This is a genomic window from Streptomyces sp. NBC_01198, from assembly GCF_036010485.1.
In the GTDB taxonomy this organism is placed as follows: Bacteria; Actinomycetota; Actinomycetes; order Streptomycetales; family Streptomycetaceae; genus Actinacidiphila.
The window spans coordinates 7254874-7269215 of sequence record NZ_CP108568.1; the positions used below are offsets into that span (position 1 = coordinate 7254874).

Annotated in this window: 13 protein-coding genes and 3 pseudogenes; 8 read left to right on the plus strand and 8 right to left on the minus strand. The window is 72.7% G+C overall.

The features are described from left to right. Positions 1 to 39 precede the first annotated feature (39 nt). On the plus strand, positions 40 to 846 hold the full coding sequence (locus OG702_RS32445) for a glutamate racemase (protein WP_327292521.1): 807 nt from the start codon (positions 40 to 42) through the stop codon (positions 844 to 846). 45 nt (positions 847 to 891) lie between these two features. Continuing rightward, entirely contained in the window at positions 892 to 1437 is a 546-nt protein-coding gene (locus tag OG702_RS32450) for a hypothetical protein (RefSeq protein ID WP_327292522.1), read from the plus strand. A gap of 18 nt (positions 1438 to 1455) precedes the next feature. On the opposite strand, the gene OG702_RS32455 is transcribed toward OG702_RS32450, so the two are convergent. After that, the gene (locus tag OG702_RS32455) at positions 1456 to 2544 is read right to left on the minus strand and encodes an O-antigen ligase family protein (protein WP_327292523.1); all 1089 of its coding nucleotides are present in this window, start codon (positions 2542 to 2544) and stop codon (positions 1456 to 1458) included. A 192-nt stretch (positions 2545 to 2736) separates the two neighbouring features. Here OG702_RS32455 and OG702_RS32460 point away from each other — a divergent pair, with 192 nt between their 5' ends. The 3 genes from OG702_RS32460 to OG702_RS32470 all read left to right on the plus strand — a co-directional run bounded on the left by OG702_RS32460 (position 2737) and on the right by OG702_RS32470 (position 4852). Beyond that, positions 2737 to 3246, plus strand: a complete 510-nt coding sequence (locus OG702_RS32460) for an NUDIX hydrolase (RefSeq protein WP_327292524.1) — start codon at positions 2737 to 2739, stop codon at positions 3244 to 3246. A 166-nt stretch (positions 3247 to 3412) separates the two neighbouring features. Next, a complete protein-coding gene (locus tag OG702_RS32465) occupies positions 3413 to 4459 on the plus strand; it encodes a hypothetical protein (protein WP_327292525.1) in 1047 nt (348 codons plus the stop codon). 129 nt (positions 4460 to 4588) lie between these two features. Further along, positions 4589 to 4852, plus strand: coding sequence for a hypothetical protein (locus tag OG702_RS32470; protein WP_327292526.1), 264 nt, complete (start codon positions 4589 to 4591; stop codon positions 4850 to 4852). Between the two features lie 63 nt (positions 4853 to 4915). Here OG702_RS32470 and OG702_RS32475 read toward each other — a convergent pair. Continuing rightward, positions 4916 to 5359 (minus strand): annotated as a pseudogene (locus OG702_RS32475) (IS30 family transposase); the annotation flags it as partial. A gap of 175 nt (positions 5360 to 5534) precedes the next feature. Next, positions 5535 to 6365, minus strand: coding sequence for a group II intron maturase-specific domain-containing protein (locus tag OG702_RS32480; RefSeq protein WP_327292527.1), 831 nt, complete (start codon positions 6363 to 6365; stop codon positions 5535 to 5537). Here OG702_RS32480 and OG702_RS32485 point away from each other — a divergent pair. Next, positions 6345 to 6914 (plus strand): annotated as a pseudogene (locus OG702_RS32485) (reverse transcriptase domain-containing protein); the annotation flags it as partial. The gene OG702_RS32480 and the pseudogene OG702_RS32485 overlap by 21 nt on opposite strands. On the opposite strand, the gene OG702_RS32490 reads toward OG702_RS32485, so the two are convergent. The 5 genes and pseudogenes from OG702_RS32490 to dhaK form a co-directional block, all read right to left on the minus strand. Continuing rightward, positions 6808 to 7227 (minus strand): reverse transcriptase N-terminal domain-containing protein, encoded by a 420-nt coding sequence (locus OG702_RS32490; RefSeq protein WP_442814753.1) that lies wholly within the window; start codon positions 7225 to 7227, stop codon positions 6808 to 6810. The pseudogene OG702_RS32485 and the gene OG702_RS32490 sit on opposite strands and share 107 nt — an antisense overlap. A gap of 689 nt (positions 7228 to 7916) precedes the next feature. Then, positions 7917 to 8855, minus strand: a pseudogene (locus tag OG702_RS32495) (IS30 family transposase); the annotation flags it as partial. A gap of 82 nt (positions 8856 to 8937) precedes the next feature. Further along, positions 8938 to 9342, minus strand: coding sequence for a PTS-dependent dihydroxyacetone kinase phosphotransferase subunit DhaM (locus OG702_RS32500; protein ID WP_327292528.1), 405 nt, complete (start codon positions 9340 to 9342; stop codon positions 8938 to 8940). Then, entirely contained in the window at positions 9339 to 10001 is a 663-nt protein-coding gene (gene dhaL, locus OG702_RS32505) for a dihydroxyacetone kinase subunit DhaL (protein ID WP_327292529.1), read from the minus strand. Before dhaL ends, OG702_RS32500 begins: the two co-directional genes overlap by 4 nt. A gap of 82 nt (positions 10002 to 10083) precedes the next feature. Continuing rightward, complete coding sequence (gene dhaK / locus OG702_RS32510) at positions 10084 to 11076, minus strand: dihydroxyacetone kinase subunit DhaK (protein ID WP_327292530.1); 993 nt, start codon at positions 11074 to 11076, stop codon at positions 10084 to 10086. A 258-nt stretch (positions 11077 to 11334) separates the two neighbouring features. On the opposite strand from dhaK, the gene OG702_RS32515 reads away from it, so the two are divergent. Further along, positions 11335 to 13575, plus strand: coding sequence for a serine/threonine-protein kinase (locus OG702_RS32515; RefSeq protein WP_327292531.1), 2241 nt, complete (start codon positions 11335 to 11337; stop codon positions 13573 to 13575). 69 nt (positions 13576 to 13644) lie between these two features. Continuing rightward, positions 13645 to 14340, plus strand: coding sequence for an alpha/beta fold hydrolase (locus OG702_RS32520; protein WP_327292533.1), 696 nt, complete (start codon positions 13645 to 13647; stop codon positions 14338 to 14340). Positions 14341 to 14342: the final 2 nt, after the last annotated feature.

Here is a 14342-nt window from a genome sequence, read left to right on the forward strand (position 1 = left end):
GGGCGGTGGTGCGGTCGCCGCGCCGCATAGGGTGAGGGGGTGAAGATCGCACTCGTGGACTCCGGTATCGGACTGCTGGCCGCCGCCGCGGCCGTACGGCGGATGCGGCCGGACGCCGATCTCGTGCTCTCGTGCGACCCGGAGGGCATGCCCTGGGGACCGCGGACCGCGCAGGACGTCAGCGACCGCGCGCTGCGGTGCGCGCTGGCAGCGGCGGAGCGCCGCCCCGACGCGCTGATCGTGGCCTGCAACACCGCGTCGGTGCACGCGCTCACCGCAGTGCGGGCCGCCCTGGAGCCGGCCCTGCCGGTGGTGGGCACGGTGCCCGCGATCAAGCCGGCCGCCGCGGGCGGCGGCGCGGTCGCCATCTGGGCGACCCCGGCCACCACGGGCAGCGCCTACCAGCGCGCGCTGATCGCCGAGTTCGGCGGCGGCGCGGAGGTCACCGAGGTCCCCTGTCCCGGTCTGGCGGCCGCGGTGCAGGCCGGCGACACCGCGGCGGTGGCCGCGGCGATCGCGGCGGCGGCGGCGTTGACCCCGGTGGGCGTACGCGCGGTCGTCCTCGGTTGTACGCACTACGAGCTGGTCACCGACCGGATCGCGGCGGCCGTGCCGGGCGCCGCCCTGTTCTGTTCCGCCGACGCCGTGGCCACGCAGGCCCTGCGCAGGATCGCCGCGGTGACGGACTCCCCGGACACCCCGGCCTTCCGGGCACCCTCGGACGCCGTGTCCACCGGTCACGGCGGCCTAGAAGTGCTGCTCAACGGGCGCGCCGCCGCGCTGCCGGCCGTGGCGACGGATTACGCCGAGGGCGCGGCGCTGGCCGTGACGCCCGCCACGGCCTGACGTCACAGGGCTGCCCATTGCGTGCCGTATGAGTACGCTTCGAGCATGACGCACGCTCCCCGACCGGAGTCCGTCGCGCCCCAGGTGTGGACGGGCCGCGCCAGCAACCGCATGCAGTGGGTCCTCGCCACAGTGGGCGCGGCCTGTCTCGCGCTCGGTATCGAACTGGCCGTCGACCAGCCCGCCACCACCGATCTGGCCCCGCTGGTGATGTCCGTGGTGGGCTGCCTGGCGATCGGGCTGCTGATCATCTTCGGCACGCTGGCCTTCACGCATGTCAAGGTCCAGGTCGACCGGGAGTGCGTCGAGGTGCGCTGCGGCCACATCGGGCTGCCGCGGCGGCGCATTCCGCTCGCCGACGTCAGCGGCGCCAGGCTGGTCCCGCTGATCAGCCCGCGCAGCTGGGGCGGCTGGGGGTATCGCTGGCGCCCGGAGAAGGGCACGGCCGTCATCGTGCGCCGCGGACCGGGCATCATCATCGACCTCGGCGCCGGGCACCGCTTCACCGTCACGGTCGACGACCCGGAAGGGGCCGTACAGGCCATCGGGGAGTGGCTCCGGCTGCGGGCCAGGACGCTGGCCGGCAGCTGAGCCGGCCCGCCCGGGCGCTCAGTCCGCCGGCGGGAAGGGATCCGCGGGAAACGGGTGCGCGGTGGCCAGGCCGGACAGGAAGCCCGCGCCGGCCGTCACGACCGCGTAGCTCAGCACGTGGTCGACGGTGGCGAGCATGGCCAGGCCGGTCAGGGTCGCCGCGGCGGTGAGGACCACCGGCGTCGGGCGGGGCGAGCGCCACAGGGCCGTGAGGACCCAGCAGAAGGCGGCGGCGAGCAGGGCCACGCCGGGGATGCCCTGCTCGGCGGCGAGCTGGAGCGGGGCGGACTGCGGGGACTCGGAGCTCGGGGCCGGCTCGGGCGCGGGCGTGGCCTCGTCGGCGAAGCGCCCGGGGCCTACACCGCGCAGCGGGTGCCGTTCCGCGAGGTCCACCGCCTGGTGCCACAGGTCGACGCGGGGCTGGGTCAGCTGGCCGGTGAGGGATTCCGACAGGCCGGCCGGCAGCGCGTCCGCGGCCACCGCGCAGCTGCCGCCGGCCACGAGGGCCGCCGCCAGCGCGAATCCCGCCAGGCCGAGCAGCCGGCCGCGCATCCGGGCCGCCGCCAGCGAGCACAGCACGATCGCGACGCCCGCGGCGAACCCGGCCGCCGAGCCGAGCGCGAGCGCCGTCACGGCCGCGCCCGCGCCCACGCAGCGCAGCACGATCCGCCAGGCCCTGCCCCGGGCGGCCCCGGCGGCGCAGCAGGCGGCGCCGGCGGCCAGCACCAGCAGCGCGGCGTCGGCGTTCGGGTAGCCCAGCGGCGGCGCGTCCGGGTGCGCGGACAGCCGGGTCGGCGGTATGAGCACCAGGGACAGTACGGCGGCCGCCGCGGCCGCCGGCGCCAGGACAGGCAGCAGCGCGCCCAGGATGCGGCCGAGCGCGTAACCCGCGGTGACGGCGAGCAGCGCGAGCAGCGTCCCCTCGGGCCGGGCCGACCGCCCCGCGGCGGCGACCAGTGCCCAGACGGCGCAGCAGGCCAGCAGCGTGATACCGACCGCGTCCACCACTGCGGCGCGGTCGCGCCCCGCGGCGGCACGGTCCTGCGGCGGACCGTCACCGCGGCCCGCGCGAGTGGCGCCCGGCGTGCCGCCGGCCGTCGTGTCCATGCCCCCGCCACCCCCTGACGCCACGCGGACGCGACGGGGTGCCGTCACACCCGCGTTCCCCGCATGGGCGCTACCTGTCGGGCCACCGTAACGGCTGATGGAGCCGGTGTGGACACCTGTGCGGCAACGAGGTCGTCGTTGGGAAACCTGGTGCGGATGTGGCGTTCACCCGGCTTCTCGTAGGCTCGCGGCATGGCGACTCCGCAATTCATCCTGGACATCCGCGCCAAGGCGGGCGACACACTGCTGCTCATGCCGGGGGTGGTGATGGTGGTGTTCGACGACCGCGGCCGGGTGCTGCTGAACCGCCGGGCCGACACCGGGAAGTGGGCACTGATCAGCGGCATCCCCGACCCCGGCGAGCAGCCCGCGGAGGCGGCCGTGCGGGAGATCGAGGAGGAGACCGGTGTCGCGGCGCTCGTGGAGCGGGTGCTGAGCGTCTTCACCAACGAGCCGGTGGTCTACGGCAACGGCGACCGGGCGCAGTACATCGACATCGTGCTGCGCTGCCGGGCGGTCGGCGGCGAGGCGCGGGTCAACGACGACGAGTCGCTCGACGTGCGGTGGTTCGCGCTGGACGAGCTGCCGCCGCTCGGGCCGATCGCCCGCGGCCGGATCGAACTGGCGCTGCGCAACGACCCCACCTGGTTCGCCCCCGCGCCCGTCCCCGGGCTCACCGACCGCGGTTACCAGGCGCCCTGAGCCCGCCGCGGCGGGGCAACAGGGGCGCACCCGCGGCCACCTGACGGTACGGCTGTACGGCACAACCGTGGTGCACACTGGAGGGGACCGCACCCTGCGCCGGGGCAGGGGCGGACCCGCTCAGCTGTGCGTGCGCCCGCACCCCGACGCGAGGGGAGTCCCCGCCATGCCCGACGTCCCGTACGAGACCGCGATCAACGAGGCACTGGAACGACTGGAGCACGCCGGCTTCTTCCTCGGCGCCGGTGGCGCCGGGAACCAGCTGCGCGGCTTCGCCATCCACGCCCCGATGGGCGCCGAGGCGCTCGCCGTGCTCGGCCACGGGGAGCTGGTGCCCGACTGGGTCGACGGCTACGCCGTCCGCCGCGGCTTCGGCGCGCCGCCCGACCCGTTCGAACCGATCGACCCCGCAGATCCGGCGTCCTGGCAGGTCGCGCTCGGCGAGACCCGGCGGCTCGCGGACTGGGCGACCCTCTTCCGGCACGGCATCGACGAGGCCGGCTGGCACGAGACGCTGGTGACCTGGTGGCCCCGGCTCACCCCCGGCATCATGGCCGGTCTGACGCACGGTCTGATCCGTACCGCGCACGCCGTACGCAGCGTGGCGGCCGTACCCGAGCCGAGCCCGCTGCAACTGCACGAGGTCGCCAACGGGCTGGCGTTCTGGGCCGCGATGTACCAGCTGCCCAGCAGCGCCATGGCCCGTGGGGCCCGCGCCATCGGCACCGTACGGACGCTGGGCAGGCGGCCCGCCGACCGGCTGTTCGCCGACGCCGACGCCCTGCTGGAGAAGTCGGTGGACGCCGCGCTCGCCGAACTCGCCGCGATCAGCGCGGGCCGCTACCTGACGGTGTCCGGCCGGGTCCCGGTGCCTGCCGTGCACACCGTGACCGCGCCCGCCGCGCTGCGCCTGGTGCTGCCGCAGCTGCCCGCCGAGCTGGCGGCGCCGTCGTACGAGGCGATCCGCGAGGTCTGCGGGACGCTGCTGAACCTCTTCGCCCCCGGCGGGCCCGACGACCGTCCCGAGCCCGCGGTGGACGGCGCCGACCCCGGCGTCCAGCAGCGGGTGCTCGACGCCGCCGTCGAGCTGGGCGACGAGCACGCCATCAAGATCTCCGAGGCGGCCCGCCGCGAATTCGCCGACCACCCCGACCCGCGGTGTTTCGCCGCGGCGCACCACGCGGTCGCCCTGCTCGGCGGGTCCCCCGGCTGACCGGGGCGCCGGTCGTACACGTATTCGCCAAATGCCGTCTGGCCAGCGGACTTTGTCAGTGCCTGGCGGTAAAATGGACAGTGTTCGTCAGGGTTCGTCAGGGTCGGCCGACGCCGCAGGAGGATGCCGATGGCCGTTGCCGTACTGTCCGCGCCGAAGTCCCCACTCCCCAGGAAGCCACTCCCCGCCGGCCGCCCGCGCGCCTGGTATGTCGCCCACAACCGGCGGCTGAAGACCATGCGTCTGGTGATCGCCCTGCTCGACGCCGGCGTCTACGAACCGGCCCAGGCCGGCAACCAGCGGATCCGCGACACCGCCGAGCGGATCGGCGTCCACCAGCCGTCCGACACCACCTGCCGCATGGTCCGCACCCTGCTGGTCTACGGGCGCTGACCGGCACGCCGACGGCCCCCGCTGCCCGGGCGGGTTCTTGGGGTCCTCGCAATACCTGATGGCTTACGTGGTCGTCAGTAGATCACGCAGGCGCTCGGCTGGAGTTTTCCAGCCGAGCGTTTTGCGTGGTCGGCCGTTGAGTTGCTGGGCGACGTGTTCGAGGTCTGCGGGGCTGTGCGCGGACAGGTCGGTGCTCTTGGGGAAGTACTGCCGCGGCAGACCGTTGGTGTTCTCGTTCGATCCGCGCTGCCAGGGTGAGTGCGGGTCGCAGAAGTAGACCGGCACTCCCGTGGCCACGGTGAACTGCTTGTGTGCAGCCATCTCGCAGCCCTGGTCCCAGGTCAGCGAGCCTCGCAGGTGCCCGGGCAGGGTCTGGATCAGGGGCACCAGCACGTCGCGGGCTTCCTCGGCGGTCTGCCCGCCGGGCAGATGCCCGAGCATGACGTAGCGGGTGGAGCGCTCGACCGGGGTGACGATCGCGCTCTCGCTGCGGGGGCCGATGATGAGTCGGGTAGCGGGGACGCATTACTGCGTCCCCGCCCCCTCAGAACCGTGCAAGCAGCTTTCACCGCACACGGCTCAAGCAAGCCCCCAAAAGCTCGTCGGCAGACAAAGGTGCTGGACTTCTCATCGCGGCGGCTCCATTCCGCCGTTGACAATGGGTGTGGAGGAGACGGATTCGTTAACCGTCCTGCGCGCTCTCGTCCGGGAACGCGATGTATTTCTTGGAGATCGCTTTCCGGATGACGGCCCGCCACGTTTCCCATTCTTGTGGGCTTTGCGGCGGGTGATCGGCGTGCAGTAGGAGTCCTCCGCAGATCGAGCAACGGCCGCGCTGTGCCTGTAGCAGACGCACGGTCATAGCATCGACCGGTAGAGGGTTTCCCTTGCGGCGCCGCTGAGCCCAATATGACTCCAGGGCAGGGTCGTCCGGGGACGCCTTCCCCTTGACCAACTGGTGCCGGACTATCTTCGTCCAGGAGAACTTGAGCAGGTAGGCGCCGCTGTCGCGGTCACCGAACACCCACCGGTCGTTCCTGGTCCTGTTGAACCGGCCGAAGTACTCGTCGGAAATCCAGTGCTTCGGCTTGTTCGGGTGACTGTGTTTGGCCCACTTGTAAGCGAGCTTCCACATGTGATTGTCCAGCGCCGTGAAGATCTCGCTGGACACCACCGTCCGGTAGTAGGCCGACCAACCCCGCACGATCGGGTTGATCTTCTTGAGTACCGCACCGGCGTTGGCCCCTCGCAGGGCCACCATTTCGGTGCTGAGCCGTTCCCGGATCCGTCTCTGAGCCGCTTTGCTCGGCTTGATTAGCAATTTGCCGTGATAGCGGCGGACGTTGAACCCCAGGAAGTCGAACCCGGTCTCCGCGTGGACGATGCGTGTCTTGTCCTCGTGGAAGGCGAGTCCCCTGGGCGTCAGCCATGCAGCCAGCCGTTCCTTGACCTGTTCGGCCTGTTCACGGCTGATGCACATCGCGACAAAATCATCTGCCAGTGGGTTCAGCACCGTGCCCGGCCGTGGATTCCCAAGCCCGTCAGGCGGGTGTTCATCCCCAAACCGGGGACCATGAAGAAGCGCGGACTCGGGATTCCCGTGATTGTCGACCGGTGTCTGCAAGCTGTGGCGCTGGGAGCATTGGAGCCCGAGTGGGAAGCGCGGTTCGAGCCGAAGTCCTATGGCTTTCGGCCCGGCCGCGGCTGTCACGACGCGATCGGGGCCATCTACTCCACGCTCAACGGGAAGAACCCGCAGCGTGTGTGGGTACTCGACGCGGACCTGACGGCGGCGTTCGACCGTATCGACCACGCCCGGCTCATGGCCGCACTCGGCACCTTCCCCGCCCGGGGACTGGTCCGTCAGTGGCTGAAGGCCGGGGTCGTGGATCGCGGTCGGTTTGCCCCGACCGAGGAGGGAACTCCGCAGGGTGGGGTGATCAGCCCATTGCTCTTCAACGTGGCCTTGCACGGAATGGAGGAAGCCGCAGGGGTCCGCTATTACACCGCCGGCAGAGATGCCGGGAGTGCGCAAAGCGGCAGCCCCGTGCTGGTGCGGTACGGGCCAATGCGGCCTTGCTCTGGGAAAGCAGCACCACCTTTCCATCGACTCCCGCCGTCGCACGTCCAGCATTGATCTCCGTAACCCGCCGCACGCTCACGAGCGTGTTCGAGCGGGACCGGAGCATCAACTTCTGCAAATTGCGGACCTTCTTCAGATCCCCTGCCTGCGATGCCGTGAAGATTCTCTGCCGCAGACGCCGTACGTCTTCCTCGACCCGCCGCCAGTGAACCGACGCCCAGTCCAAGTCTTCGCCCTCGGGTCCGTTCACCGGAACAGAAGCAGCAGGAAGGGCCGAGGCCGATCCGTCCACGATCTGCAAAGTGCCCAACTTGCCCCTCGGTTCCGTCGTCTTTGCTCAGTGATTCCGCACAGGCTCACCCGGCCCACGTCAGCACCCTTTCGGGTCGGGCAGCACCCGTATCCGGACGGTTATGCGGGGCGACCGGCGGAGAGGCCGGTCGTCGTGCTGCCCCGGGTTCCCGCTTCCTTTCGGCTTCCGGCATTAGCTTGTTGGGCCGTCCTGTTCCCGCTGGGGAGTTGAGCCTTCCTTGTGGTCGGCCGACCGAGCCAAAGCGGCCCGGACCCCAACGGGGTTTCCACGTTCCACACGAATGAGATACGACCGGGGTGGGTGCTCCCTTTACCCCGAGGCGACGGTGTCGACCTGGCCGGAGTGACCTCTACCGGCCAGCGCCTGCCGCTTCTCAACGGCTAGCCATGCACCCCACTCACGCATTCCATCGGCGGGACTTGGGATCGCGAGGCATCGTCGGGAGTTCATGTACTTCACCCGTCCGGTCTTCCCCTTGCCGGTAACTCCCGGATGGAACGGAAGTCCTTGGGCTTTCCCCTGAGCTTCGCACCACGCCGTTACCGGCATCGCACGTCAAGGGCGGGGACGGGTCATACGGACACGGACCCGTGACTGCACCTACGGCTTCATCAACCGCCTCTCCAATCGGTCAGTCCACTCAAATTCGTGCAACTTCGTGTCGCACGATCGCCTTCCCAGTGACCGGGCACCGCCCGGTCCCCGACCTCGGCAGGACGCTCGGAGATCATCACCATCTCGTCGACGAACCGGCGCGTGCGCTGCTCGGGGCTGCGGTGTGGCGTGCGGCGGGTGCGCCCGGTGCGCAGCGCGAGGGCGACCTCGCGGCGCAGCCCGCCACGGGCCTGGACGTAGATCGCCTGGTAGATCGTTTCCGGACTCACCCGCATGCTCTCGTCGTCGGGGAACTCGATGACCAGAGCGTGGCAGATCCGCTCGGGCGACCACTTCTCCCGCAGCCTGTCCGCAACGAACTCGCGCAGCGGACCGTCCTGGGCGAGCCTGGACCCTTTGGGGCGCGACCGGCTCTTCGCCCACGCCCGCTGGGCCCGATGCGGCTGATAGACACCGTCGACAGCACGTGCGTCGATCTCGCGCTTGACGGTGGACGCCTGCCGGTCCAGCGCCCGTCCGATCGCCCGCAGCGACCGGCCCTCACGACGCATGTCGGCGATCAACTCCCGCTCGGCCACCGTCAGGAACCGCGGGTGCAGCTCGGCCTCGACCGCCGCAGGAGACGGCGCTAACGTGGCGGCGACGGTGCTGGTCATGCCCGCTGTGTAGTCGATCCTGCGCCCATCGGGGTGCAGGCGCGCGTTGCCGATCTTCCAGATACCCCGGTCCCAGTCCCGGGCAGTGCGTCCGTGGACCCCGACCTGTGCGGCGGCCTCCCGCCGCCGGACCCCGGACGCACGAAGCCGGTCGTACTCCGCCCGCCCCGGATGCCCCTCCGTACCGGGCTTCCCGCGACCACGGACCCCGGCCTTCCGCGCCCACGCAGCCGCCGTGTGAGGGTTCGCCCCGACCACGCGAGCCGCACCCGAGATACTGCCGTTCTCCCGGCCCAGCGCTTCGAAGAACCTTGCCTTCAAGTCCCCAAAATCCACGATCCCCGCAACACCCTGAACTACAGGGTGTTGCGGGGATCGCTAGAACCCGCCCGTGGGAGGGGGCCGTCGGCGTGCCGGCTCAGGTCTTGCGGTAGGTGTACGCGTCCGCAGCCGCCGCGGCCACCGCGTCCAGGTCGGCGCCGGTCGAGGCGGTGACCACCGCGGCGACCGCGCCCTCCAGGAAGGGGGCGTCCACCAGCCGTGCCCCCGCGGGGAGTTCGTCGTCGGCCAGCAGCGCCTTGACGGTGAGGACGGCGCTGCCCAGGTCGGCGAGCACCGCCACGCCCGACCCGCGGTCCACCGAGCGGGCCGCGGCGGAGATCAGGTCGGAGCTGGTGCCGAGGCCGCCGTCCGGTCCGCCGCCCGCCGGGGCCACCGGGACGTCGCCAGCGCCCCCGGTGAGGCCCACCGCCAGGTCCGCGACGGCGGAGGCGACCTGGGCGCTGTGCGAGACCAGCACCACTCCGACCAGCGGGGCGCTCATCCGTCCCCCCGCGCGGTGTCGGCCAGCGCCGCGAGCAGCAGCGCCGACGAGGTCGCCCCCGGGTCCTGGTGCCCGACGCTGCGCTCGCCCAGATAGCTCGCGCGACCCTTGCGGGCCCGCAGCGGGATGGTCGCCGTGGCGCCCTCGTCGGCCGCGGCCGACGCGGCGGCGAAGGCCTCCGCCGCACCGCCGCCCGCGTCCAGGGCGCCGGTCAGCGCGTCCAGGCCCGGCAGCAGCGCGTCCAGCATGGTCTTGTCGCCCGGCACCGCGCCGCCCAGCGCCGCCACCCCGTCGACGCCGGCCCGCAGCGCGTCCCGCAGCCGGGCCGCCGACACCGCCTGCTCGTCGCCCAGGTCCTTGCCGGCCCGCCGCAGCAGCGTGCCGTACAGCGGCCCTGACGCGCCGCCGACCGTGCTGATCAGCGTCCGGCCCATCAGCACCAGCACGGCGCCGGGCGTCTCCGGCGGCTCCTGCTCGACCGCCTTGCGGGCCGCCACGAAGCCGCGGCGCATGTTCGTCCCGTGGTCGGCGTCACCGATGGGGGAGTCCAGCTCGGTCAGCCGGGCCGACTCCCGCTCCAGGCTGCCGGTGGCCAGCTCCAGCCAGCGGCGCAGGAAGGCGGCGTCGACCGGTGTCTCGGGGTCGGGGTTTGCGTTCATCGCGGTCGCGCGGTCCTTTCACCGGTGGTACGGGATACGTGCCGGTCCGCCGCCGGCGCGGTAGGCGCCGGCGGGGAGGGCGTCAGCAGCCCCAGCGCAGGCCCGGGGTCGAGACCGGGGCGTCCCACAGCCGCAGCAGTTCCTCGTCGGCCTGGCAGATCGTCACCGAGGCGCCCGCCATGTCCAGCGAGGTCACGTAGTTGCCGACCAGGGTGCGGGCCACCGGGACCCGCCGCTCGGCGAGCGCCCGCTGCACCTCGGCGTTGAAGCCGTAGAGCTCAAGCAGCGGCGTCGCGCCCATCCCGTTGACCAGGACGAGCACCGGGCCGTCCGGCTTGAGGTCGGAGACCACCGCTTCCACGGTGACGTCGGCGATCTCGCCTGAGGTCATCATGGCCCGCCGCTCGCGCCCGGGCTCGCCGTGGATGCCGACGCCCAGCTCCAGCTCGCCGTCCGGCAGGTCGAAGGTCGGGCCGCCCTTGGAGGGGGTGCTGCACGCGCTGAGCGCCACCCCGAAGGTGCGGGAGGCGGCGTTCACCCGGCGGGCCAGCGACGCCACCGTGTCCAGCGGCGCGCCCTCCTCCGCGGCCGCGCCGGCGATCTTCTCCACGAAGAGCGTCGCGCCGGTGCCGCGGCGGCCCGCGGTGTAGAGGCTGTCGGTGACGGCCACGTCGTCGTCCACCAGGACGCTGACGACCTGCACGCCCTCGTCCTCGGCCAGCTCGGCGGCCATCTGGAAGTTCAGCACGTCACCGGTGTAGTTCTTCACGATGAAGAGCACTCCGGCGCCGCTGTCCACGGCCGCCGCCGCCCTGACCATCTGGTCGGGCACCGGTGAGGTGAAGACCTCACCGGGACAGGCCGCGTCCAGCATGCCCTTGCCGACGAATCCGCCGTGCAGGGGTTCGTGCCCGGAACCTCCGCCGGAGACCAGTCCGACCTTGCCCTCGTACGGCGCACCGCGCCGCACGATCACCCGGCGTTCGACATCGACGGTCAGGTCCGGATGTGCGGCGGCGAAACCGCGCAGCGCATCGGCGACCACGTTCTCGGCGACGTTGATCAGCATCTTCATCGGCTACTCCGTCCGCACGACGCATGGAGATCTCCAGCGTACGTTTCCGGCGGCCGGCGGGCACCATGGGGCGGCCGCCCGTCCTGTCCCCGAGGCCGGTCGCGAGCGGCCCGGAGGCCAGACTTCCGGTGCGGGGCCTGGGCTGTGGCGCCGCCGGCGGTCCCTGAGGCGTTATGCCCTGATGCGAGGTGCCGTGCGCCGCCCGGCGCGGCCATACTGGGTGCGGGGAAGCACCGATGACCACGGGGGCGGCACGCGATGGCGGCGGGAGATCACCGGAACCACCAGGAGCAGGACGGCGCGGCGGCGGAGCACAGCACCCTCATCCAGGGCCGCTACCGGCTGCATGAGCTGATCGGGCGGGGCGGCATGGGCGAGGTCTGGCGCGCCCTGGACGAGTCGCTGGGCCGCAGGGTCGCGGTGAAGTGCCTCAAACCCGCGGGGCAGGCCAGGGACGCCGGATTCACCCGCATCCTGCAGGAGCGCTTCCGGCGCGAGGCCCGGGTCGCCGCGGCACTGCAGCACCGCGGCATCACCGTCGTCCACGACTTCGGCGAGCACGACGGCGTGCTCTACCTGGTGATGGAGCTGCTCGACGGCCGCAATCTGCTCCAGGTGCTCGACGACGCCCGCCGGCACCCGCTGCCCGTCCCCGACATCATCGACATCGCGGAGCAGGTCGCCTCCGCCCTCGCGTACACCCACGCCCAGGGCATCGTCCACCGCGACCTGAAACCGGCCAACATCGTCAGGCTCAGCGACGGCGCGGTGAAGATCTGCGACTTCGGCATCGCCCGGCTCGGCCACGACATCGGCTTCACCTCGCGGCTGACCGGCACCGGCGTGGCCATGGGCACCCCGCACTACATGTCGCCCGAGCAGATCGGCGCCTCCGGTGAGGTCGACCACCGCAGCGACCTGTACTCGCTGGGCTGCGTCCTCTACGAACTCGCCACCGGCGCACCGCCGTTCGACCTCGGCGACACATGGGCGATCCTGGTCGGCCACCGTGACAACGTGCCGGAGCCGCCGCGGGCCCGGCGGCCGGAGCTGCCGGTCGACCTGGAGCGCCTCATCCTCGACCTGCTCGCCAAGGCACCCGACGACCGCCCGCAGGACGCCGCCGACGTCGGCGGCCGGCTCAAGGCGCTGCTGGCGGGCACGAGCAGCCTGCACGAAGCCACCGGCGCGGCCCCCGCGGCGGGCACAGCCGGCCGGTCCGGGGAACTGCCCGGCTGGGCGCGGCAGTTGACCACGGGCACGGCGGCCGCCTCGACCCGCCCCCGGCACACCGTGAACGCGCCCCGCCACGAGCTGACCGGAGCCTGGTCCACCCGCGGCCTGCAGGCTGAGCCGCGCCCCGGGGTGCTCACCGAGCTGGCCGACCGGCACGCGGAGGGTATCGACCTCGCCCGGGTCGGGAACTGGCGACAGGCCTACGACCTGCACACCGCGGTCGCCGCCGCCCGTGACCACGCCCAGGGCACCGACCACCCCGACACGCTGGACAGCCGCTACGAGGCCGCGTACTGCCTCACCGGACTCGGCCGCACCGAGGAGGCGCTGCAGCTCTACGCCTACGTCGGCGAGACCCGCGCCCGGGTGCTCGGCCCCGACCACCTCGACACGCTGGCCGCCCGGCACGAGGCCGCGTACGCGCTCGGCGTGCTCGGCCGCCACCTGGAGGCCCACCAGGAGTACGCCGAGGTGCTGGCCGCGAGGATCCGCACCGCGGGCCCCGACGACCCCGACACCCTGCAGTGCAAGCACAACCTCGCCTTCAACCTGGGCCGGCTCGGCCGTACCGCCGAGGCGCACGCCATGGCCGTGGAGGTCGCCGAGGCCCGCACCCGGGTGCTCGGCGCGGAGCACCCGCAGACCCTGGTCACCCGCTTCGAGGTCGGCCACATGCTCGGCACGTCCCGCCACTGGGCGGAGGCGCTCGACGTCTACCGCGAGGTGGCCGCGGTCAGGACCCGGGTGCTCGGCGCCGACCACCCCGACACGCTCGCGGTGGACTACGAGATCGGCATCTGCCTGGGCCGGCTCGGCCGCAGCGCCGAGGCGCTGACCCTCTACGAGACCCTGGTCGAGGCCAGGACGAGGACCGCGGGCTCCGCCGACGCCGAGACGCTGCGCGCCAGGCACGCCCTCGGCGTCAACCTCGGGCGGCTCGGCCACTGGGAGCGGGCGCTCGCCGAGGCCCGTGACGTGGCCGCGGTGCGCGAGCGCGTCCTCGGCCACGTCCACCCGGACACGCTGGTCAGCAAGCGGGAGATCGCCGTGGGCCTGGGCTGGCTGGGCCGCTGGGCCGGCGCGCTCACCGTCTACCACGAGGTCGCCGACGCACGCGAACAGGTCCTCGGGGCTGCCCACCCGGACACCCTCACCAGCCGCAACGACGAGGCCCAGTGCCTGGAGCAGCTCGGCCGCAGCGCCGAGGCGCAGATCCTCTACGACCGCGTCGCCGCCCAGCAGAACGGCCCGCAGCGTCTGTGACGGCCCCGCCGTTGGGCCCACCGCGAACAGCCGGGCTCCCGGCGGCGGCCGGCCGCTACTGTCGCCGTCATGAGTGACGTGCACGAATACCAGGTCAACGGGCTGCGGCTGGTCTGCGACGTGGCGGGCCCCGCCGGCGGTCCGCCGCTGCTGCTCCTGCACGCGCTCGGCGAGAACCGCGGCTCCTGGTCGGCGGTCGCCGCCGCCCTGGCCGCGGACGGCCGGCGCACCGTCGCTCCCGACCTGCGCGGCCACGGCGACAGCGACCACCCGGGCGACTACGCGTTCGAGGCGATGCGGGACGACGTCTGCGCGCTGCTCGACGCGCTCGCCATCGACGAGGTCGACATCGTGGCCCACTCGCTCGGCACGTTCCCGGCCTCGCTGGTCGCGATGGACCGGCCCTCGGCCGTGCGGCGCCTGGTTTTGGAGGAGGGCCCGCTGCCCTTCCCCGCCGAGCCGCCCCGCGAGGTGCCCGCGGGACCCGGCCCCGACCCCGTTCCCTACGACTGGCGGGTCGTCGCCGACGTCGCCCGGCAGCGCAACGCGCCCGCCGCGCGGCACTGGGACGGCCTGGCGGAGATCACCGCGCCCACCCTGCTCATCGCCGGCGGCCCGAGCAGCCACCTCCGCCAGGACCAGCTCGCCCAGGTCGCCGTCCGCATCCCGGGCGCGCGACTCACCACGATCGAGGCGGGCCACATGATCCACGACACGCGCCCGGCGGAGTACCTGTCCACCGTCCGCGAATTCCTCCGGTCCTAGAG

What these genes read in the sequence shown, in the direction of transcription:
- OG702_RS32465 (WP_327292525.1), top strand. Translation starts at nt 3,413, where the DNA reads ATGCCCGACGTCCCGTACGAGACCGCGATCAACGAGGCACTGGAACGA.
- OG702_RS32470 (WP_327292526.1), top strand. Translation starts at nt 4,589, where the DNA reads ATGGCCGTTGCCGTACTGTCCGCGCCGAAGTCCCCACTCCCCAGGAAG.
- OG702_RS32520 (WP_327292533.1), top strand. Translation starts at nt 13,645, where the DNA reads ATGAGTGACGTGCACGAATACCAGGTCAACGGGCTGCGGCTGGTCTGC.
- OG702_RS32460 (WP_327292524.1), top strand. Translation starts at nt 2,737, where the DNA reads ATGGCGACTCCGCAATTCATCCTGGACATCCGCGCCAAGGCGGGCGAC.
- OG702_RS32500 (WP_327292528.1), bottom strand. Translation starts at nt 9,342, where the DNA reads ATGAGCGCCCCGCTGGTCGGAGTGGTGCTGGTCTCGCACAGCGCCCAG.
- dhaL (WP_327292529.1), bottom strand. Translation starts at nt 10,001, where the DNA reads ATGAACGCAAACCCCGACCCCGAGACACCGGTCGACGCCGCCTTCCTG.
- OG702_RS32515 (WP_327292531.1), top strand. Translation starts at nt 11,335, where the DNA reads ATGGCGGCGGGAGATCACCGGAACCACCAGGAGCAGGACGGCGCGGCG.
- dhaK (WP_327292530.1), bottom strand. Translation starts at nt 11,076, where the DNA reads ATGAAGATGCTGATCAACGTCGCCGAGAACGTGGTCGCCGATGCGCTG.
- OG702_RS32450 (WP_327292522.1), top strand. Translation starts at nt 892, where the DNA reads ATGACGCACGCTCCCCGACCGGAGTCCGTCGCGCCCCAGGTGTGGACG.
- OG702_RS32455 (WP_327292523.1), bottom strand. Translation starts at nt 2,544, where the DNA reads ATGGACACGACGGCCGGCGGCACGCCGGGCGCCACTCGCGCGGGCCGC.